The sequence below is a fragment of the Pedobacter sp. KBW01 genome (assembly GCF_003852395.1).
Classification (GTDB): Bacteria; Bacteroidota; Bacteroidia; order Sphingobacteriales; family Sphingobacteriaceae; genus Pedobacter.
Genome location: NZ_QAJQ01000013.1, coordinates 204,327 through 225,250 on the forward strand (window position 1 = coordinate 204,327; position 20,924 = coordinate 225,250).

Genomic DNA, 20,924 nt, shown 5'->3' on the forward strand with positions numbered 1-20,924 from the left:
TTTAGCTAAACCTTTATTAAAATGTTACATTTAAAACTTATAATTTAGGCTTTATGAACCGTTTGCTTTTCATCATATTCTTAACGCTTACGCTGGGGGCCAATGCTCAGATTTTTCGCCCTGGCCAATCAATAGCGCCAGACGAAAGCACTTTAGCCATACAATATTATCAGGATGGAGATTATGAAAAAGCACTTGTTTTGCTAGAAAAACTTTATGCCATCCCCAACAACGAAGCCTATTTTGACATCTATTTTAACACCTTAATAAAGCTAAAGCGATATGATGTAGCCGAAAAGGTAGTTAAACGTGAGATTAAGAAAAATCCACAGAGCGATATGTACCCCATTGCTTTGGGCAAATTGTACCAGGAAAAAGGCGATGTACAGGCGGCGAATAAAATTTTTACTGATGTAATTTCTAAACTCCCGAAAGATGAATTTAAGATCAGAAATTTAGCCAATAACTTTTACCGTTTCGAAAATTACGATTTTGCGGTACAAACGTTTAAACAGGGCCGGAGAATATTAGGCAATGAGCAGCTATTTACTTTCGAACTGCTAAATATCTACAGGTTTAAAAAGGATAAGCCCATGCTGATGCAGGAATATCTGGATGCATTTGCTACAATGCCACAGCTTTTACCACAGGCAGAAGCTGTACTTTCGGCTGTTTTTGAAGATAAAAACGATTACCAGCTTTTTCAGGGGGCAATTTTGAAAAAGATACAGAAAGAGCCCGATGCCGAAATTTATATCCAGTTGCTTACCTGGAATTACATACAACAACAGGAATTTGATATGGCCCTGCGCCAGCTCATTGCTTTTGATAAACGTACTAAAGCAGATGGAGGAACCTTATTTAATGCCATTTATACTTTTGTAGATAACAATGCATACGAAACCGCTATAAAAGCATACGAATACCTTTTAACCAAAGGAAAGGATAACCAGTATTATCTGCCATCAAAAATCGAAATGCTAAACACCCGTTACAACCTGCGTACCAGCGGGAAATATACAGTTGCTGAACTTGATTTACTGGCCAAAGATTACGAGGCTTTACTGGCCGAAAACGGCAAAAACCGCAATACCCTTTTTGCCATTAAAAAACTGGCTAATTTACAGGCTTACTATCTCAATAAACCCGCATTGGCCGAAAAAGAACTGGAAGAAGCCATAAAAATGCCGGGCGTTAACGACCAAGAAGTAGGCCAGCTGAAACTTGATTTAGGCGATATTTACATTTTAACCAACGAACCCTGGGAGGCATTTTTGGTTTACGAACAGGTAAGCAAGCAATTTGAAGGGCAGCCTATTGGCAACGAAGCACGTTTCCGCAGCGCTAAGCTTTCTTTTTATCAGGGTAATTTCGAATACAGTAACGGCCAATGCCTGGTTTTAAAAGCCGCCACCTCGCAATTAATTGCAAACGATGCCCTGAACTTAAGTTTATTGATTAACGACAACATTCAAACGCCTGCAGATAGCAACGCGTTAAAAATGTACGCCGATGCAGAGATGCTTTTATTTAGGAACCTGCCTGAACGTGCCATCAAAAAAATGGACAGTATTGCCATTGCTTTTCCGCAAAACAGCCTTACCGATGCCATTATGATGAGTAAAGCGAGGATTTTGATTAAAGCAAACGATTTTCAAAAAGCAGCCGATATCCTTAAAAAAGTAACCGATGATTTTAAAGATGGCATATGGACGGATGATGCCCTTTTTACCCTTGGCGATTTATACGAGAAAAAACTAAACGATATTGCTCAGGCAAAAATTTATTTCCAAAAACTGATTACCGATTATCCCGGCAGTATGTTTAGCGCCGAAGCCAGGAAAAGGTTTAGGAATTTACGCGGAGATGGGGTTTAGTTAATTGGTTGACTGTTTAAATCGGTTAATTGTTACAAACTCAATTTATCAAATTAGATAAATTGAGCCTTGTTTAAATGTAATTTCTAAATTGAAGAAAAGCAGAAACCATAATCCCTAAAATCCCCAATATTAAAATACGTTCGCCATGTACCCTATCTCCATGCACATAACCAACAATCCTTTCGCCATTGGGCAAAGTTTTTTTGTGGTTTCTTAAGTATAATCCAATTACCACGGCAAAGAGTCCTCCAAGAACTGCTGTAACATAGCCTGCAACGATAAGTCCTTGTGGAGCTTTATCTGGTTCGGCCAACACATCTATTCTTTTTGCCTTAAGCAACTCAATCTGATCATCGTTTATCTCAATTCCCCGTTCCTTTAATATTTTTTTGGCCAGTAAAAAATCTAAACTGCTCCATTCATCCTGTTTTACTACAATCTCTTTTAGTTCCTCATTGCTGAAATCAAAAATGTAATAATCAGGTTCTATATATGCTAAATCATTCTCTGCCAATTGCTGTAACAAAGTATTGGCCCGTTCAAAGTCTGCCGATTTCAACTTAACCCTAAAATCCTTATCAATTTCGTTATTGGCGAACGAAACATCAAAATCTGCAGAAACATCCTCCAATTCAACCTCAATCCCATTTTCCTTTAATGTTTCTGTTAGTACCAATGCAGCAGCTTTATCATTAAATCGTTGAAAGGTTACAAAATCCATGGTTATTATAACTATTTAGGTGCGAATAAAGATATATATTAAAATGTTTCTGGTAATTTCTTTTATGTAGAAGTTGGCCACCATTGTTACTCAGTTAGCTTACTGGTAAAAGAATCATTTTATAATAAAAAACCAGTTATAAATGCAATAATTGAGTTAATCTACTTTGAAACCTTCCTGCAGTGTGCAGCAGCAAATCAAAGTAAAAATAGAGGTGAAAGGCTTGTTCCAATTTTTTAGCCATGATATATTATTTATCTTTGCAGTATGTACTTATACAATGTTACGCTCATTTTAGAAGATGCTGCAGCCCAGGAATGGTTGCAGTGGATGCAGGAAACCCATATTCCACAGGTAATGGCTACTGGCATGTTTGTGTCTAACCGTTTGTTAAAGGTGGTAGATTCGCCAAATGAAGGCGTAACCTATTGCGCACAATACGTAGTAGATAGTTTAGAAAACTACAACCAATATCAGGAAATTTTCGCACCACCTTTACAGACCGAATTAAACGAAAGATACAAAAACCGTTTTGTAGCCTACCGCAGCTTGATGGAGTTTATCGGTTAAGTTTAAAAGGATTAAATTTTGAATGAGTGAATTGAATGTAAACAACATCATTCAATCACTCAACCATTAATGCATTCCATAATTACTTTAGCTTCTCATTATTCTTGTGCCGGTCGACATCACGGATACTTTTCTTTTCGAGGTTTTTCGCTAAAGCTTCGGTTAAGTTAATGCCGGTTTGGTTGGCCAGGCAAATTAGAACAAACATCACGTCGGCCATTTCATCAGCCAGATTTACATCCTCGTCGCTTTTTTTAAACGATTGCTCACCGTATTTACGGGCCATAATGCGGGCTACTTCGCCAACCTCTTCCATTAAAATGGCGGTATTGGTTAACTCGTTAAAATAACGGATACCTGTTGTTTTAATCCAACGGTCTACTGTTTCCTGTGCTTCGTTAATGGTCATGTTTTTCTTCTTCTATTTCTGATTGTATCCTGCTGTTAATATCAATGGTAGCATCCTCCAGTAAAAAAACTGCTGCGCCCTTTTCTCTGGCATAAGGCGTAGTTACCTCTCCTATTTTGGTTATTTTCTTAAAAAATGGCTGCTCTTTTTTTCGTTGTGGATCTTCCTCGTTCGGTTCCCTGATCAGAATTAAATGTTTAATTGGTTTATCCATTTTAAACCAGTACAAATAATCAGCATTGTAAGTTACCGTATTTATATTTTTAAATTTCGAATAGTAGTTTATTGCGCCTGCCTCACCGTAATTATCGGCACGTACCAATAAGGCCGATTTATCTTTAACTCGGGCATATGCCGAATCTGTTAACCTGGCCATTTCTTTCCAACCTTGCATATCAGCAAAATCCTGCGGTAAATCGTGCTGTAGTCCATCCTCCCAACGCAAAGACCCTACCCTGGCAAATTTATTGTGTTTAGCAACAATTTGTTGTGGACTTAAAATCGGGTAGGCATATTTTACAGTGATACTAAACAATGCAAGAGGTAAAATTATCATTAAAACCCTGAGGTATTTTTTCCACCGCTGGTTAAACAACAAGGCCAAATAAGTGCAGCCAGCAGCTATAACAACAGGATATAAACCTGCCGCATAATAAGCTTTGGCCCTAAACCAGGTAAACAAGCCCAGCGAAATCACAAAACCAATCACAATCCACCGGTAAGGGGCAAAGGTTTTACTAAAAAGCAAAGCCCATAAACCGGCCAAAACAATAAAAATGATATTGAAATAATACAAAAGCTGATCCTTTAAAAAATCGGCTCTGTTAATTTTATCGAGTTGCGTTCTGGCCAGTTCTTTCATGTGGCCAACAACCGGAAAATGATGGTGGTATTGCCAAAGTAAATTGGGGGGCATAACCAGCAAAGCAACAAGCCCAGCAAAATACAGGTGGTTATTTTTATAAATTTTGCGCTGGTTAGAGATCAGTAAGGCAGGCAGTAAACCCGCGGCCAAAAAGCAAATACTGTATTTGTTTAAGAAACCAATACCAAGGGCTAAAGCCATAAAATACAAGTATCGGTTTTCTTTGGTATTGATATACCTAATCAGGAAAAAGTAAATGGCAGTCCAGCTTAAGAGATCAAATGCATTCGGTTGGAAAAGTAAATCCAGGCGGCCAACCGCGCAGCATATTAAAGCAATAGCAGAAAGCACTTTTGCATAGAGGCCTCCTCTAAACTCGGCTACAATTTTCCAGGTAAAAATTAAAGTTGCCGCGCCAATGCTTGCCGTAACCAACCGAACAGCTGCCTCGCTTTTTCCTAAAAACTGAATTAAAAGTGCAAAAATCGAAGTAACCGGTGGTACCGACTGAAAGCCCCAGGCAAGGTGATTGGCCTGATCCAGATGTAAAAACTCATCGCGATGTAGGCTATAGGCGGCATTAACAAAAAAGAAGGGCAAAATGAGTTTTACAATAACAAATCCACAAAGCACTGCTAAATCCACCTGTGGGGATTTCGACGTTCTAAAGTTGATATCATTTTGCATATATACCTGTTTGGAGTTTATTCCTTATCCTTCGTATCGATTAATATGGTAACCGGCCCGTCGTTAAGTAAAGCTATTTTCATATCCGCACCAAAAATCCCTGTTTTTACTCGCTTACCAAGCAAGGCCGACAATTTTTCAATCATTTTTTCATAAAGCGGTACCGCAACATCAGGTTTTGCCGCACGGGTAAATCCCGGTCGGTTACCCTTTTTGGTCGAAGCAAATAAAGTAAACTGACTAATTAAAAGAATATTTCCGTCTACATCGGCAAGAGCTTTGTTCATCAAGCCATTTTCATCGCCGAAAACCCGCATGCCTACAATTTTCTGTGCCAGCCAATCTAAATCTTCGTTCGTATCAGCATCTTCAATTCCCAGCAGCACTAAAAAACCGGTTTCAATTTGTCCGGTAATCTCGCCCTCAACTGTGCAACTTGCCTGTGTAACTCTTTGTAAAACTGCCCGCATTTTATATTACTTTTGATCGATAAAATTGATATGCGCAAGATAAGTATTTTAGTGATTTTTGCCTTTTTCTTATTCGGCTGTAAGCAAAAATCGGTTATTCACCCTACTTTTTATTACTGGAAAACCGATTACCGCAATAAACCAGCAGAAACTACTTACCTCAATCAGTTTAAATCAAAATCGCTCTACGTGCGCATAATGGATGTAGATTTTAATCCGGATATACAGCAGCCCGCTCCTGTTTCGCCCATTAAATTTTCTGATTCTTTGCCTGACGGGCTGAACATTATTCCGGTTGTATTTATTGTGAACAACGTTTTCAATAAAATCGATTCGCAGCAAACAGCCGTTTTAGCCAGCCGCATAGCCAAATTTGTAGATGATAAGGTGAAACAATCGGGAAAGCGAAATTATGCCGAACTGCAGATCGATTGCGACTGGACCAAAACCACCAAAGTTGCCTACTTTAAATTTCTTGAACAATTAAAAGCAAACCCACTTTTGAAGGGCAAAGCCATTTCGGTAACCTTACGCCTGCACCAGGTTAAAAACATTGTATCGAGCGGAATTCCACCGGTAGAAAGGGCAATTTTAATGTGCTACAATATGGGTAACCTGCGCAAATACGGCGAACAGAACTCTATTTTAAATCAGCACGAAATGGATCTTTACCTCAAAGATTATCTGGCGCAATACCCGCTGGCACTTGATGTGGCTTTACCCATTTTTGAGTGGGCTGTGGTGTTCAGAAATCAGGAGTATGCAGGTATTTCCAAACACATCAGTAAAGTACAACTAGAGGACCCAAAACTTTTTAAACAGCGCAAAAATTCCATTTTATACGATTTACTTGTTGATTACCCCGATGCAGGCTTAAAAAGTGGCGATGTAGTACGCTGGGAAGAAATTTCGGCACAAGATTTATCTTCTACTGCTAAATTTTTATCCCGATATTTAAAGCCTGAAGAACGAAACCTTGTTTTCTACCATTTAGACACCGACCTGTTAAAACATTTTACCCATGATGACTTTCAAAAAATTATCGCTGATCTCTAGTGTATTTCTCCTCACCTTTTTCGGTGAAATAGCCGTAAACATTGCCTGTGGCGGCGAGATAGACCCCTACGATTATTACATTTCCTATTTCCATAACAACATTGAAGGCGATGAATATGCCCCTTTTGCTTATAACGAAATGGTGTATTTAAACAGTGAAGATGATGTAGAAAGCGAGCCTGATATCAACAGCCGCGAATGGGCTAAATACCTCAACGTTAAAAAAGAGGATGTATTGAAAGTAATGTATAAAACCGACAGCGCAACCAGTGCCAAACTTGCCAATTTTGACGGAAGCTTATCGCAATTGCCCGATAGCTTGCAGCAGAATACCTTTATCCAGGCATTGAGCAAACGTAAAGCACCATTAAAATATTATTTATTTGCCAAAAGCTGCGAGCCGTTAGCCAATGTAGAATTTAGCCTGTGGGATGCGAAACCACGCGATACCACAGCCATGGCTGAAAAAGCAAACGAAGGTTTAAAGCTTACCGCTGATGAAAAGGATGATTTCCTGAAATTGCGGTATGCCTACCAATCGGCTCGTATGTTTCATTTTGGTGGCTTCCACGCCGAAAGTAAATCGACTTACGAGAAATACATTAAAACAAGCAAGCTAAACAGTGCCGTTAAAGGCTGGGGACTGGCACTTTATGCCGGATCGACCCGCAGGTTAGGTAATCCGGAAGAATCGGCCTTTTTATTCTCAAAGGTTTTTGCCAGTAATCCCGAACGCAGGGTACAAGCCTATAAAAACTATTATTATAACAGTACACCTGTAAACGGCGCATTAAAATACGCTAAAACCGATAACGAAAAGGCCAATATCTGGGCCATTAACGGCTTTGGTGATGCCGATTCGGGTATAGAAAGTTTGCAGAAAGTTTACCAGTACGAGCCTAAAAGCCAGCTTAACGGAACCTTATTGGTACGTGAGGTAAACAAATTAGAACAAAATCTGATCGAAGCCAATGATATTGCCAAAATAGCTTACAATTACTACTTTTCGGATAATGGTGGTTCGAAATATAAAGACAGTTTAAAAGCAGTTAACCTTAAACACCTGAACGAAATCAGGAATTTTGCGGTAAAACTGGCAACAGAAAAAAAATACCCTCAGCCTGAACTGGGTACTTTAACTGCGGCCTATTTATCGTGGATGGAAAACAAAGATTTTATGGCCTCAAACTACCTTGCCATCTTAAAATCTGATAAATTACCTGAAAGGCTGCGCGATCAATACCGGATTGTTGATTTATTGATTAAAGCGAAAAACATTAAAAAAGGTAATCCATTTAACGAAAACGATTTATTGCCGACCTTGAAATGGCTGGATGAAAAACGGTTTGCAGAAAATAAAACTCAACCCAACGAACAATATTATTACGACACCAATCGGGCCGAAAAGCGCTTTAGCAGAACCACGCGAAATTTTTACCAGCAGATATTGGCTCCAGCCTATTTAAGTATGGGCGATACAGCAAAAGCAGCTCTCGCTATGGTTAAAGGCGATCTGGAATATAAAACATTAAAACAAAATTCGCTTTTTCAGAATATGAGCTACCAGAGTATAGCTTTTTGGCAAAAAAATCTGAGTCCGAAAAGCATGCAGGGTTTGGCCGTTTATAAAACCAAAGCCGCCGGCAACGATGTTACCGCTTTGTTGGCTTCGGCATTAAATCAGCTTAAAAACGATGATTTTTATGAGCTATATGGCACCACTTATCTGCGCACCCACCAGTACGATAAGGCTGTTCAGATGTTTGCAAAGGTTTCGGCAGATTATAAATATTTTGCTCCCGAAAACTGGTACGGCGGGGAATCTAATTCGAAACTTTATGCCAATCCTTTTATCGAAACCACTAACGATTATCCTAAAAAATATGTAACGGCTAAAGCATCGGTTACCAAAAAGGCTTTTGCAGCCGAAATGCTTCGTTTACAGAAATTACTGGTGAGCGATAAAAAAAATGCAGCCACCTATTATTACAAAATGGCCAACGCAGTTTACCAAACAGGTTATTATGGCAATAGCTGGTTTTTAATCAGCTACGACTGGTCATCGTACGATAATAGTGCCCCTGCCAAATTTGTTTACGATGGTGATTATAAAAAGGCACAGACCGCCAAGGCCTGGTATTTAAAAGCGAGGTCGTTAAGTAGCAATCCCGATTTTAAAGCCAAATGCACTTTTATGCTCGCCAAATGCCTGCAGAAACAAATTATCATGAATGCACATCCGCTATCTTTCTCATATTACGATAAAACTGATGTGAAATGGAGAAACTTTATCAAGGCCAATTACAACAATCCTTATTTTATAGAATTAAGGCTTAATTATAACAAAACTCCTTTTTATCAGGTTGCGGCGGGCGATTGCAGTTATTTAAGGGATTTTATAGCCGCTAAAAGTAAAAAATAACATGCTGCGTTACTACTAAAGATTGTCATCCTGTGCCTATCGAAGGACCTGCCCTAACGCTATATGGGGCGTTTCGACAGGCTCAACGTGACAAACTTCCAGTGAACCTATTTTAATCCTTAAAAACTACCACCTGATTAAAGCACTTGCCCAGGTAAAGCCCGAACCGAAGGCAGCAAGGCAAACCAAATCGCCATCTTTAATTTTACCAGCTTCCCAGGCTTCGCACAAAGCAATCGGAACGGAAGCGGCTGTGGTATTGCCATATTTTTGAATATTATTAAACACCTGATCGTCGTTTAAGCCCAACAACTGCTGTACATACTGGCTGATACGTAAATTAGCCTGATGCGGCACCAGCATATCAATATCTTTTTCGGTTAAATTATTCGCAGCTAAAGCCTCTTTTATTACTTCAGGAAATTTTACAACGGCTTTTTTAAAAACTGCGGGGCCATCCATATAAGGTAGAGCTGCACCACTTTCTAAAATCTCAGGCGTCATAAACAAACCTCCCAACTCCTGTTCAGGGTAGGCCGGTTTATCTTTTAACCATTTATTGGCATGTGATCCGGGATAATACATGGCCAGAATTTCGGCATCGGCACCATCGCTGTGTAAGTGCGTACTCAAAATCCCCTTGCCAGCCCCATCTGTCGGCTGCAGCACCACTGCACCTGCACCATCACCAAAAATCACCGATACATTACGGCTACGGGTTTCGAAATCCATAGCAAAAGAATGTTTCTCGCTTCCTACAACCAGCACGTTCTTATACATGCCTGTTTTTACAAACTGATCGGCAACAGAAAGTGCATAAACAAAACCCGAGCACTGATTGCGGATATCTAAAGCACCGATTTCGCCCATACCCATTTCGCGCTGTAGCAAAACACCACAACCCGGAAAATAGTAATCGGGACTTAGCGTAGCAAAAACGATAAAGTCAACATCTTTTGCCGTAATACCAGCGCGTTCGATAGCAATTTTAGCAGCCTCAATACCCATTGTAGTGGTAGTTTCCTCGTTACGATCGGCAAAACGGCGTTCCTTAATACCGGTACGTTCCTGTATCCACTCATCGCTGGTTTCCATGAAACGACTTAAATCGGTATTGGTATAAATATTTTTCGGAACATAGTAGCCAATTCCGGCAATTTTAGATTGATGCATCCTGTTATTTATATTTTGGTTAAACAAAGTTAATCAATAAAAAAGATATGAGAAGCGTGATTTGAGTAGTGAGATTTCAGCGTAATCACCTAAAATCTAATATCTCAGGTCTAATATCTCAAATCTTCTAAATTATTGTTTATTTTTGCGCCATGTCTACAGAAACCAAAGAAGAGACCTTTACACTCGAAGAAATTTTAACTTCCCTTAAAACCGTACATCGCCTTATTTTGTGGAATGACGACATCAATACTTTCGATCATGTAATTTACTGCATGATGAAATATTTAGATTACAGCGAATCGCAGGCAGAGAAAATTGCCTGGAAAGTGCATAATGAAGGCAAGTGCCCCGTGCTTGAAGGCTCTTTTACAGAGATGGAAGTTTACCGCAAAATTTTACAACAGGAAGGTTTAACCGTTTCGGTTGATTAATTACTGGATTTACTCTATTTCTTATAACGAGAAATCCTGAAACAAATCAGATAGTTATTGGATCAGGATTACTGACCCGTTATTCCAACCCGCTCAACAACTCCGCTAATTCTGCCTGTGTAGTTTGCGTTTTATCTTTTGCGTACCAGCTATGTAATTTCTCGGCTGTAGCCATCGGATCGGTATTTTCCTGTTTCCATCCTTTTAACAGGCTTTGCAAAACCTGTGGACGCGGTGCCCAGCTTTTTAGAACCTGTTCTCCTTTTTCATCTAACACCAGCAAAACCGGTATAGCCCTGCCCCCATTGGTTAAATGTGCATCGATAAGTGGTAGATTTTTATCGCGCAATACAAACTTCAGGTCAAACTTATCGGGAGCAGCCTCAGCTATTTTATTAAAAACCGGAACAATCTGTGCAGCATCGCCACACCAACCTTCAGTAATTACCCATAATTTATAGTTTCCTTTTAAATCGTTAATTGCAGCAGTTAGTGCTTCGTTTAAACTAACCGTTTTATCAACCCTGTTCATGCGTTGCACATTCATTTTACTATAGTGCAGCATGGCTTCAGAGTTATCCGGACCGGTAGTTTGTCCGGCAGCTAAAAGCTTGTCAACCAATTGACGGTAAGTGGCATAGTCCATTCCCTGTTCGTCAAAAATTTCGCGATAATTAACCATGATGTTTATAATTATGAGGCAAAGAAAAGGAGAAATTAGCTGAAAATAATCATGATTTTGCAAGAATCGCAAGCGGGTGATTGTACCGATTTTGAGATGACACAGATTTTAAATTTTCTCTATCATACTGTCATTCTGAACGCAGTGAAGAATCTCTAAAGACAGCAAAAATCTAATCATGAGGATTAATAACCGGGGTTTATACCGCAATACTGGTTTAAAAAATATACTAATGATTAAACCGCCATTAATTGACTTACATGCTGGGTTAAGGCCACAAAATCGGCAACGGTTAACTGCTCGGCACGTTTTTCAAAATAAATGTGATTGTCCATTTTATCTTTAGGCATTACTGAAGAAACAGCATTACGCAAGGTTTTTCTACGCTGATTGAAGCCAGCCTTAACCACGCGCCAGAATAATTTTTCGTCGCAATCTAAAGTCTCCACTTCGTTTCGGGTTAAGCGGATTACTGCCGAGTGCACCTTTGGCGGTGGATTAAAAGTGCCTGGCTTAACTGTAATCAGATATTCAATTTTATAGTAAGCCTGCAGAAATACACTTAAAATACCATACTCTTTGCTACCTGCCGGAGCCGCACAACGTTGGGCAACTTCTTTTTGGAACATGCCCACCATCTCAACAACTTTATGGCGGTTATCTAAAATCTTAAATAAAATTTGAGAGGAGATATTGTAAGGGAAATTACCAATAATGGCAAATTGACCTGGGAAAATAGCATCAAAATCGAGTTTCAGAAAGTCGCCATTAATTAAACGATCGCCCAATTGCGGGTACTTTTCGTTCAAGAAGTGAAACGATTCCGTATCGATGTCAATCAGGTAGGTTTCTAAATCCTGGCGCTGCAACAAAAAATCAGACAAGATTCCCATCCCGGGGCCCACCTCTAAAACCTGGTGGTACTTATCGGTATTTACCAACGCTTCTACAATGCGGCTGGCAATGCCTTTATCGGTTAAAAAATGTTGACCTAAATGTTTTTTTGCTTTTACTAAACTCATCTTTGCGCATTATTTTGCCACGGAGGCACGGAACCCACAGAAAATTGTGCACTTACCTGCCTATCATCCGTATAGATCGCATCTTCGCGTTCACTATATTTTATTACAAAATAACTAATTTTTATCGGGTAAGCACCTCTTTAATCGAAAATCAGTAATTTGCGCTAAAATTTTTCAGTAATTATGAGCAATAAACTTAAAATAGGTATCAGTATAGGCGATGTGAACGGCATAGGTTTAGAGGTGATTATTAAAACATTATCCAACCCTGCTATTTTAAATTACTGCACACCAATAGTTTATGGCCACACCAAGGTTTCATCATTTCATAGGAAGGCAAACAATCTTGGCGATTTCAGTTTTAACGTGATTAACCAGGCCAACCAGGCACAGGCAAAAAGGGCAAACATGATTAATTGCTGGGAAGAAGATGTAAAAATAGAACTTGGCCAGGTTACCCCAACTGGCGGTAAATATGCTCTTTTATCGCTGGAGCGTGCCACTGCCGATCTGGTAAATGGCGATATCGATGCCTTGGTTACTGCTCCGATTAACAAACACAATATCCAGTCTGAAACATTCGCCTTTCCGGGCCACACAGAATACCTGCAGGAAAAAAGTGGCAGTAAAGACGTGTTGATGTTCCTGATTAGCGAAGGCCTGCGCGTAGGTGTAGTTACGGGACATATTCCGGTAAAAGATGTACCGGCAGCAATTACCAAAGAAAAAATTACCAGCAAATTAAAGCTGATTAACGATAGTTTAAAGAAAGATTTCTGGATTGAAAAACCGAAAATCGCTGTTTTGGGTCTAAACCCGCATGCCAGTGATAACGGTTTATTAGGCACAGAAGAGGCAGAAATTATAAGTCCGGCCATTCAGGAAGCTTACGATAAAGGCATGATGGTTTTCGGACCATACCCTGCCGATGGTTTCTTTGGCAATGGCAGCTACAAACAGTTTGATGCCGTACTGGCCATGTATCACGATCAGGGGCTTATTCCTTTTAAAACACTGGCTTTCCACAATGGTGTAAATTATACGGCAGGTTTAAATTTTGTACGTACCTCTCCCGATCATGGAACGGGTTATGATATTGCAGGTAAAGATCTGGCCGATCCTACTTCGTTTACCGAGGCCTTGTTTTCGGCTATCCACATTGTAAAAAAACGTAGAGAACAGGAAGAAATGCTGGGCAACCAGTTACGTACCGGCGGTAAAGTAGTAGAAACACAGTTCGACATTAAAGATGATGCTTCTTAAGGGAAGGCTAAAGTTTAAAGACTAAAGCTTAAATGCCCTTAAATGTCTTAGGTGGTAAAAAGACCGAAATCAAAAAATCAGGGGTCCGAGGACTAAATACTTTAAGACAAAGCCTCAAGCGGAACCGTCGTTTCGACCGTAGTGGAGAAATCTGTTTGCAAGAATAAAACTGAAAGTTTTAACAAATGAAAGCCCCTAAAGCTGCTGGCATCTTGCCCATTATTGTTATCTCACAATTTTTGTGCACTTCTTTATGGTTTGCGGGCAATGCTGTACTCCCTGATATTGTTAAAAATTTCCCCCTTGAGCATAACCTTTTAGCCAATCTTACCAGTATGGTGCAGTTTGGCTTTATCACCGGCACACTGCTGTTTGCTTTCTTTGCCATTTCCGACCTGTTCTCACCTTCAAAAGTCTTTTTTGCGTGTGGGATTGCAGCAGCACTGTTTAACGTTGCCATCTGTCTCGAAATAACCGATGTAAGACTATTACTTTTATTCCGTTTTTTAACCGGCTTTATGTTAGCAGGCATTTATCCCGTTGGGATGAAAATAGCCTCCGATTATTTTAAAGATGGTTTAGGCAAATCGCTGGGCTTTTTGGTAGGTGCTCTAGTTTTAGGCACCGCTTTTCCCCATCTTTTGAAAACATTTACAGCAGATTTCCCATGGAAATACGTGATTTATGCAACCTCAACTTTGTCGGTAATTGGTGCCTGCAGTATCCTTTTCTTTGTTGCCGATGGACCATTTAGAAAACCCGGGCAAAAATTTGATTTCCGTTCCTGTTTAAGCGGATTTAAAAACCCAGGTTTCCGCTCAGCGGCTTTTGGCTACTTTGGCCACATGTGGGAGCTATACACCTTTTGGGCATTTTTACCGGCAATGCTGCTCCATTACAACGGTACGCACCCAGCCGCTGAGTTAAATACTCCCTTATTTTCGTTTTTAGTAATCGGATCTGGTGGATTATCCTGTATGGTAGGCGGGTTGCTATCTCAAAAATTTGACGCCAAACGCATTGCGATGATTGCCCTGGCCATATCTGGCTCATGCTGTTTACTCTCCCCTATTTTTCTCTTTGCAGATTCAGTGTATACCTTGCTATTTTTCTTATTTATCTGGGGATTATCAGGTACTGCAGATTCTCCGCTATTCTCTTCATTAATTGCTAAAAACGCACCCGAAAGTTTAAGGGGAACTTCGTTAACCTTGGTAAATTGTATCGGTTTTGCCATCACCATTATTAGCATTCAGGTAATTAATCTATTGGCGAAAGAGACGAATTCGCACTATCTTTATATGGTCTTAGCTATTGGGCCTGTTTTGGGACTTTTGGCATTATTAAAAAACAATCATGAGTATTAAACTATCACCCATCATAAAACCAGCAGAATTAACCTGGTTAAACCAAGACGAAGAAATCGTAATTATCGATGCCAGTGCAGGCTCAAAAGAAAGATATGATGAACAGCATTTAGCCGGAGCACTTTTCGCAGACGTAAACAATGATTTAGCCAATATTGTAGATTTTGCTGTAGGTGGCCGCCATCCACTACCTACTTTGGAGCAATTTACACTGGTTTTGCAAAGGTTTGGAATTACAAAAGATACCCATGTAATTGTTTACGACGATAAAAATGGCGGTAATGCAGCTGCGAGGCTCTGGTGGATGTTAAAAGCAATAGGCCATGAAAAAGTACAGGTAATTGACGGGGGCTTTCAAGCGGCCGTTAAAGCCGGTTTCCCAACAACAAATAAAATTGAAATTCCAAAGGCTGTTGAAAAATACGAAATCACAGCCTGGAACCTACCCCTATCCGATATAAACGAAGTAGAAAAAGTAGCAAAAACAGACGATTACATTGTGATAGATGTACGCGATGCCAACCGGTTTGCAGGTTTAACAGAGCCTATTGATTTAATTGCGGGCCATATACCTGGAGCAACCAATATTCCCTTCACCGAAAATTTAGATGCAACAGGCGCTTTCCTTGCACCCGAAATATTGAAGGAAAAATATGCAGCAGCCTTATCGCACGTCCTTCCTGAAAATGTAATTGCGCATTGTGGTTCAGGTATTACGGCTTGTCATACCCTTTTGGCTATGGATTATGCAGGCTTACCTATCCCTAAGTTGTATGTTGGCTCGTGGAGCGAATGGAGCAGAAATAATAAGGAAATGGTACTGGCTGGCTAGTCTTACACAGACCTTACAGATTTTAAAAACCTGTAAGGTCTAAAAATCAAGAGTTAACATCAACAATTTTTAAAAAACATTTTTAATCTAATTATTTTATCCCTACATTTGCAGGCTAAAATTTTACAGTACTTTGAACCCACTAAAACAATTTTCATTACCGTTTACCGGATTAAAATTGGGAACTCATCAGTTTGATTATGAGCTTGATGACCGCTTTTTTAATGCTTTTGAGTATTCGTTAATTAAAAGTGGGGATTTGAAAGTTGACCTGGAACTTGATAAACAAGAAACCATGTTGATACTAAAATTCAAAGTTATTGGTACTGTAAATTTAGATTGCGATAAATGTTTATCCGAATTTGCTTATCCGGTAAATCTTTACGAAAGGCAGATTGTAAAATTTGCTGAAGATGAACTGGAGAGCGACGATGAAGAGATTATTACGCTAAGCCGCAAAGATTCTGAGATTGATATATCAGGGCCTTTATACGAGATGATTAACGTAGCGGTACCTTATATCAAAAACTGCGAGCAGGCAAACAAAGATTGCGATCAGGAGATGATTGATCGCCTGGAGCAATTAACAATTGCCAAACAAGCAGAAGAAAATGAACAAACAAGCGACCCACGTTGGGAAGCCCTTAATAAGTTAAAAAAATAATTAGATTATACACCAATGGCACATCCAAAACGGAAAATCTCGAAACAGAGAAAAAATAAAAGAAGAACACACTACAAAGCAGTTACTCCTTCTTTAGCAACATGCTCGGCAACAGGTGCTATCCACGTACCTCACCGTGCTTACAACGTTGATGGTAACTTATACTACAACGGTAAACTGGTTATCGAAAATACTCAGATTGGGTAATTTTCTTAAAAAATTGTTTGTGTTTTCAGCGGCTTTAGTCATACCTTAGTCAACTGAAAAATTCAGGATTACACCTGACTTAACACAAACAGATTTTTTCTATGAAAATAGGCCTCGACATAATGGGCGGAGACTATGCTCCCAAAGCAATTGTTTTGGGAGCAATAGCTGCTCATCAATCGCTTAACGCCGGAGAACACCTTGTTCTTATTGGCGATACCGAACAGATTAAACCCATTCTTGCAGAAGAAGGCTTTAATCCAGATCATTTTGAATACGTTCATACTGATGAAGTAATTGGTATGGGCGAACATCCTACCAAAGCAATTGTTCAGAAACCTAACTCAAGCATCGCAGTTGGTTTTAACCTTTTAAAAGAAGGTAAAATCGATTCGTTTGCAAGTGCAGGTAATTCTGGAGCCATGCTGGTTGGCGCTGTATTTAGCGTTAAAACCATTCCGGGCATCATTCGCCCTTGTTTATGTACAATCCTTCCTAAAATTAAAGGCGGCACTGGCCTGCTTTTAGATGTTGGCGCAAATGCCGACTGTAAACCAGATATTTTACTACAATTTGGTGTACTGGGTAGTTTATATGCAGAAAATCTTTTGCAGATAGAAAACCCTAAAGTAGCGCTAATGAATATTGGTGAAGAAGATGAAAAAGGAAACATGCTAAGCATGGCCACTTTTCCGTTGATGAAAGACACCAACTTGTTTAACTTTGTAGGCAATGTTGAAGGCAGAGATTTATTTAATGACAAGGCTGATGTGATTGTTTGTGATGGTTTTACCGGGAATGTAATGCTAAAGCTGGCAGAATCGTTCTACGTACTCACCATTAAGAAAGGATTAAAAGATGAGTTTTTCGATCGTTTCAATTACGAACAATACGGTGGAAGCCCGGTACTAGGTGTTAACGCTCCCGTAGTTATCGGACATGGAATTTCCAGTCCTTTAGCTGTTAAAAATATGGTTCTCCAATCCAGGGAAATGATTACTACCGGATTGGTAGAAAAAATTAGAATGGCATTTAAATAATTTATTAAAATGAGTAAAATTCACGCTGCTATTACAGCAGTAAATGGTTACGTCCCCGACTATGTGCTTACAAACGCAGAGTTAGAAACCATTGTTGACACTTCGGATGAATGGATTACAAGCAGAACGGGGATTAAAGAACGTAGAATTTTAAAGGGAGAAGGTTTAGGTACTTCTGATATGGCTGTTCACGCTGTAAACGGTTTACTTAAAAAAAGAGGAATTGATGCAAAAGAAATTGAACTGATTATCTTTTGCACCACTACTCCTGATTTTACTTTCCCTGCAACAGCAAACGTTTTAGCAGATAAAGTTGGTGCAACCAACGCATGGGGTTACGATTTACAAGCCGCTTGTTCTGGCTTTATTTTCGGCCTTTCTACAGGTGCATCATTTATCGAATCGGGCAGGCACAAAAAGGTATTGGTAGTTGGTGGCGATAAAATGTCATCGATTATTAATTACGAAGACCGTACCACCTGTATTATTTTTGGTGATGGTTGCGGTTGCGCTTTATTAGAGCCAAATGAAGAAGGTTTGGGAATTCAGGATTCGATTTTAAGAACCGACGGCGCCGGAAGAGATTTCTTAGGCATGAAAGCTGGTGGTTCTGTTAAACCGGCTACCCACGAAACCATTGATGCCAGAGAGCATTTTGCACACCAGGAAGGCCCTACAGTATTTAAATTTGCTGTAACCAATATGGCTGATGTTGCTGCAGAAATTATGGAACGCAACAGCTTAACCGCTGATGATGTAGCCTGGTTAGTACCTCACCAAGCCAACAAACGTATTATCGATGCTACTGCAAACCGCATGGGCGTTACCACCGATAAGGTGATGATTAACATCGAACGTTACGGAAATACTACCAACGGTACCATTCCATTGTGTTTATGGGAATGGGAAAGCCGGTTAAAAAAAGGCGATAACATTGTGTTAGCGGCCTTTGGCGGTGGTTTTACCTGGGGTTCTGTTTATCTGAAATGGGCATATGACTCTAACTAGGTTAAAGTCTATAGTACAATGGCTCCATAGTTAATGGACATTAGTTGATAGTATTTAGCTATTAACCATCAACCAAAAAACCATTAACGCAAAGAGTAGCCGTAGCACCCCGCAATAATTAAAATTTAAAACAAAAAAAGTATAACTTAGTTAATTCATTTATACACTTTTTTTCACATAACAAGGATTAAAAAATGGATATCAAACAAATACAGGAACTGATCAAATTTGTTTCTCGTTCTGGAGTAAACGAAGTTGCCATTGAGCAAGAGGACTTCAAAATCACGATCAAAACAAACCAAGCACCTACAGTTGTGCATGCAACCATCCCGCAAGCTCCGCTTGTACAGGCTGCTGCTCCAGTTGCTACAGCTCCTACTGCCCCAGTTGCAGCAACACCTGCTGTACCCGCTGCAGAAGACACTTCGAAATACTTAACCATTAAATCTCCAATGATCGGTACTTTCTACCGTTCTGCCAGCCCGGAGAAACCAATGTTTGTAAATGTTGGCGATGAAATCGGTGCAGGTAAAGTAGTTTGTATTATTGAGGCAATGAAACTTTTCAACGAGATTGAAAGCGAGATTTCAGGCCGTATCGTTAAAATCCTGGTTGATAATGCATCACCGGTTGAGTACGACCAACCATTATTTTTGGTAGAACCTATTTAGAATCTGATTTCACAGATTAATTTGATTTCACAGGTTTCAATTATGCCGTTAATTCGGCGTAATCTTTTAAATCTGTGCAATCCTAAATTAAAAAATTATGTTTAAAAAAATACTAATTGCCAACAGGGGAGAAATCGCTTTGCGTATTATCCGTACCTGTAAGGAAATGGGCATCAAAACGGTTGCTGTTTATTCTACCGCCGATCGCGAAAGTTTACACGTACGTTTTGCTGATGAGGCTGTTTGTATTGGCCCCCCACCTAGTAAAGATTCTTATTTAAATATCCCAAATATTATCTCGGCTGCCGAATTAACGAATGCCGACGCAATACACCCAGGTTATGGGTTCTTGTCAGAAAACGCTAAGTTTTCTAACATTTGCAGAGAGTACAACATCAAATTTATTGGTGCTACGCCAGAGCAGATTAATGGTATGGGCGATAAAGCCTCTGCCAAAGAAACCATGAAAAAAGCTGGCGTTCCTACCATTCCAGGATCAGACGGTTTGCTTACCAGCGTTAAAGAAGGTATTGCAATTGCCAACGATATGGGCTATCCGGTTATCCTGAAAGCTACTGCCGGTGGTGGTGGCCGTGGTATGCGTGTAGTTTGGAAAGATGAAGATTTTGAGAATGCCTGGGATAGTGCCCGTCAGGAATCTGGCGCAGCATTTGGTAACGATGGTTTATATTTAGAGAAATATATCGAAGATCCACGCCACATTGAAATCCAGATTATTGGCGATCAGTTTGGCAAAGCCTGTCACTTATCAGAGCGTGATTGTTCAATTCAACGTCGTCACCAAAAATTAGTAGAAGAATCTCCTTCGCCGTTTATGACCGAAGAACTTCGCTTAAGAATGGGTGAGGCTGCTATTAAAGGTGCGATGGCTGTGAATTACGAAGGTGCAGGTACTATTGAGTTCCTCGTTGATAAACACCGTAACTTCTATTTCATGGAGATGAATACCCGTATCCAGGTAGAGCATCCGGTTACAGAAGAGGTAATCAACTTCGACTTAATTAAAGAACAGATTAAAGTTGCTGCCGGAATTCCAATTTCAGGTAAAAACTATACTCCGGAAATGCACGCAATTGAGTGCCGTATCAATGCCGAAGATCCGGCAAACAACTTCCGCCCATCACCAGGAAGAATTACGAATTTCCATTCGCCAGGTGGTCATGGTGTTCGTGTTGATACGCATGTTTACGCTGGATATTCTATTCCTTCGAACTACGATTCGATGATTGCAAAATTAATCTGCGTAGCACAAACCCGCGAAGAAGCCATTTGCACCATGGAGCGTGCTTTGAGCGAATTTGTAATTGAAGGTATTAAAACTACCATTCCTTTCCATTTGCAGTTAATGAAAGACCCTAACTTCAGGGCCGGAAACTTCACTACAAAATTCATGGAAACATTTGAATTTTCAGAATAATATAGTCTAAACTTATATTTAGTACCCATTGAGGCTGTTCCAA

At 39.8% G+C, this 20,924-nt stretch carries 21 protein-coding genes; 14 read left to right on the forward strand and 7 right to left on the reverse strand.

What is annotated here, in order from left to right; genetic code table 11:
* Positions 1-53: 53 nt before the first annotated feature.
* Positions 54-1,877: a tetratricopeptide repeat protein gene (locus DBR40_RS15160; protein ID WP_124560595.1), complete on the forward strand. Its 1,824-nt coding sequence runs from the start codon at positions 54-56 to the stop codon at positions 1,875-1,877.
* 73 nt (positions 1,878-1,950) lie between these two features.
* Here DBR40_RS15160 and DBR40_RS15165 read toward each other — a convergent pair whose 3' ends face one another.
* Complete coding sequence (locus DBR40_RS15165) at positions 1,951-2,601, reverse strand: hypothetical protein (RefSeq protein WP_124560596.1); 651 nt, start codon at positions 2,599-2,601, stop codon at positions 1,951-1,953.
* A gap of 267 nt (positions 2,602-2,868) precedes the next feature.
* Here DBR40_RS15165 and DBR40_RS15170 point away from each other — a divergent pair, with 267 nt between their 5' ends.
* Positions 2,869-3,171: a DUF4286 family protein gene (locus DBR40_RS15170; protein WP_124560597.1), complete on the forward strand. Its 303-nt coding sequence runs from the start codon at positions 2,869-2,871 to the stop codon at positions 3,169-3,171.
* An 82-nt stretch (positions 3,172-3,253) separates the two neighbouring features.
* Here DBR40_RS15170 and DBR40_RS15175 read toward each other — a convergent pair whose 3' ends face one another.
* Genes DBR40_RS15175 through dtd form a run of 3 tightly spaced genes read right to left on the reverse strand, consistent with a single transcriptional unit; the run spans position 3,254 to position 5,602 of the window.
* Positions 3,254-3,580 (reverse strand): nucleotide pyrophosphohydrolase, encoded by a 327-nt coding sequence (locus tag DBR40_RS15175; protein ID WP_124560598.1) that lies wholly within the window; start codon positions 3,578-3,580, stop codon positions 3,254-3,256.
* Positions 3,570-5,132 (reverse strand): glycosyltransferase family 39 protein, encoded by a 1,563-nt coding sequence (locus tag DBR40_RS15180; RefSeq protein ID WP_124560599.1) that lies wholly within the window; start codon positions 5,130-5,132, stop codon positions 3,570-3,572. The genes DBR40_RS15175 and DBR40_RS15180 overlap by 11 nt, the downstream gene beginning before the upstream one ends.
* A gap of 17 nt (positions 5,133-5,149) precedes the next feature.
* Entirely contained in the window at positions 5,150-5,602 is a 453-nt protein-coding gene (dtd, locus tag DBR40_RS15185; RefSeq protein ID WP_124560600.1) for a D-aminoacyl-tRNA deacylase, read from the reverse strand.
* A gap of 30 nt (positions 5,603-5,632) precedes the next feature.
* Here dtd and DBR40_RS15190 point away from each other — a divergent pair, with 30 nt between their 5' ends.
* A complete protein-coding gene (locus tag DBR40_RS15190) occupies positions 5,633-6,658 on the forward strand; it encodes a hypothetical protein (RefSeq protein WP_233603905.1) in 1,026 nt (341 codons plus the stop codon).
* The gene (locus DBR40_RS15195) at positions 6,624-9,080 is read left to right on the forward strand and encodes a hypothetical protein (protein ID WP_124560602.1); all 2,457 of its coding nucleotides are present in this window, start codon (positions 6,624-6,626) and stop codon (positions 9,078-9,080) included. The genes DBR40_RS15190 and DBR40_RS15195 overlap by 35 nt, the downstream gene beginning before the upstream one ends.
* Positions 9,081-9,206: 126 nt before the next feature.
* Here DBR40_RS15195 and DBR40_RS15200 read toward each other — a convergent pair whose 3' ends face one another.
* The gene (locus DBR40_RS15200; protein WP_124560603.1) at positions 9,207-10,253 is read right to left on the reverse strand and encodes a 3-oxoacyl-ACP synthase III family protein; all 1,047 of its coding nucleotides are present in this window, start codon (positions 10,251-10,253) and stop codon (positions 9,207-9,209) included.
* A gap of 152 nt (positions 10,254-10,405) precedes the next feature.
* Between DBR40_RS15200 and DBR40_RS15205 the strand changes: the two genes are divergently transcribed.
* Positions 10,406-10,687 (forward strand): ATP-dependent Clp protease adaptor ClpS, encoded by a 282-nt coding sequence (locus tag DBR40_RS15205; protein WP_121948908.1) that lies wholly within the window; start codon positions 10,406-10,408, stop codon positions 10,685-10,687.
* A 79-nt stretch (positions 10,688-10,766) separates the two neighbouring features.
* On the opposite strand, the gene DBR40_RS15210 is transcribed toward DBR40_RS15205, so the two are convergent.
* Together DBR40_RS15210 and rsmA are read right to left on the reverse strand one after the other, a co-directional pair.
* Positions 10,767-11,369: a thioredoxin family protein gene (locus DBR40_RS15210; protein WP_124560604.1), complete on the reverse strand. Its 603-nt coding sequence runs from the start codon at positions 11,367-11,369 to the stop codon at positions 10,767-10,769.
* Positions 11,370-11,605: 236 nt separating this feature from the next.
* Positions 11,606-12,391: a 16S rRNA (adenine(1518)-N(6)/adenine(1519)-N(6))-dimethyltransferase RsmA gene (rsmA, locus tag DBR40_RS15215; RefSeq protein ID WP_124560605.1), complete on the reverse strand. Its 786-nt coding sequence runs from the start codon at positions 12,389-12,391 to the stop codon at positions 11,606-11,608.
* A gap of 183 nt (positions 12,392-12,574) precedes the next feature.
* On the opposite strand from rsmA, the gene pdxA reads away from it, so the two are divergent.
* The 9 genes from pdxA to accC all read left to right on the forward strand — a co-directional run bounded on the left by pdxA (position 12,575) and on the right by accC (position 20,881).
* Entirely contained in the window at positions 12,575-13,654 is a 1,080-nt protein-coding gene (gene pdxA, locus DBR40_RS15220; RefSeq protein ID WP_124560606.1) for a 4-hydroxythreonine-4-phosphate dehydrogenase PdxA, read from the forward strand.
* Positions 13,655-13,839: 185 nt separating this feature from the next.
* Positions 13,840-15,021 carry an MFS transporter gene (locus DBR40_RS15225; protein ID WP_124560607.1) on the forward strand — a complete coding sequence of 394 codons (1,182 nt, stop codon included), beginning with the start codon at positions 13,840-13,842 and terminating at the stop codon, positions 15,019-15,021.
* The gene (locus tag DBR40_RS15230; protein ID WP_124560608.1) at positions 15,011-15,853 is read left to right on the forward strand and encodes a sulfurtransferase; all 843 of its coding nucleotides are present in this window, start codon (positions 15,011-15,013) and stop codon (positions 15,851-15,853) included. The genes DBR40_RS15225 and DBR40_RS15230 overlap by 11 nt, the downstream gene beginning before the upstream one ends.
* Positions 15,854-15,986: 133 nt before the next feature.
* Positions 15,987-16,517 (forward strand): YceD family protein, encoded by a 531-nt coding sequence (locus tag DBR40_RS15235; RefSeq protein ID WP_124560609.1) that lies wholly within the window; start codon positions 15,987-15,989, stop codon positions 16,515-16,517.
* 15 nt (positions 16,518-16,532) lie between these two features.
* Entirely contained in the window at positions 16,533-16,724 is a 192-nt protein-coding gene (rpmF, locus tag DBR40_RS15240; RefSeq protein WP_025143959.1) for a 50S ribosomal protein L32, read from the forward strand.
* A 101-nt stretch (positions 16,725-16,825) separates the two neighbouring features.
* Positions 16,826-17,764 (forward strand): phosphate acyltransferase PlsX, encoded by a 939-nt coding sequence (gene plsX, locus DBR40_RS15245; protein WP_124560610.1) that lies wholly within the window; start codon positions 16,826-16,828, stop codon positions 17,762-17,764.
* 9 nt (positions 17,765-17,773) lie between these two features.
* Complete coding sequence (locus DBR40_RS15250) at positions 17,774-18,772, forward strand: beta-ketoacyl-ACP synthase III (protein ID WP_124560611.1); 999 nt, start codon at positions 17,774-17,776, stop codon at positions 18,770-18,772.
* 194 nt (positions 18,773-18,966) lie between these two features.
* Positions 18,967-19,443, forward strand: coding sequence for an acetyl-CoA carboxylase biotin carboxyl carrier protein (gene accB / locus DBR40_RS15255; protein WP_124560612.1), 477 nt, complete (start codon positions 18,967-18,969; stop codon positions 19,441-19,443).
* 97 nt (positions 19,444-19,540) lie between these two features.
* On the forward strand, positions 19,541-20,881 hold the full coding sequence (gene accC, locus DBR40_RS15260) for an acetyl-CoA carboxylase biotin carboxylase subunit (RefSeq protein ID WP_124560613.1): 1,341 nt from the start codon (positions 19,541-19,543) through the stop codon (positions 20,879-20,881).
* Positions 20,882-20,924 lie beyond the last annotated feature (43 nt).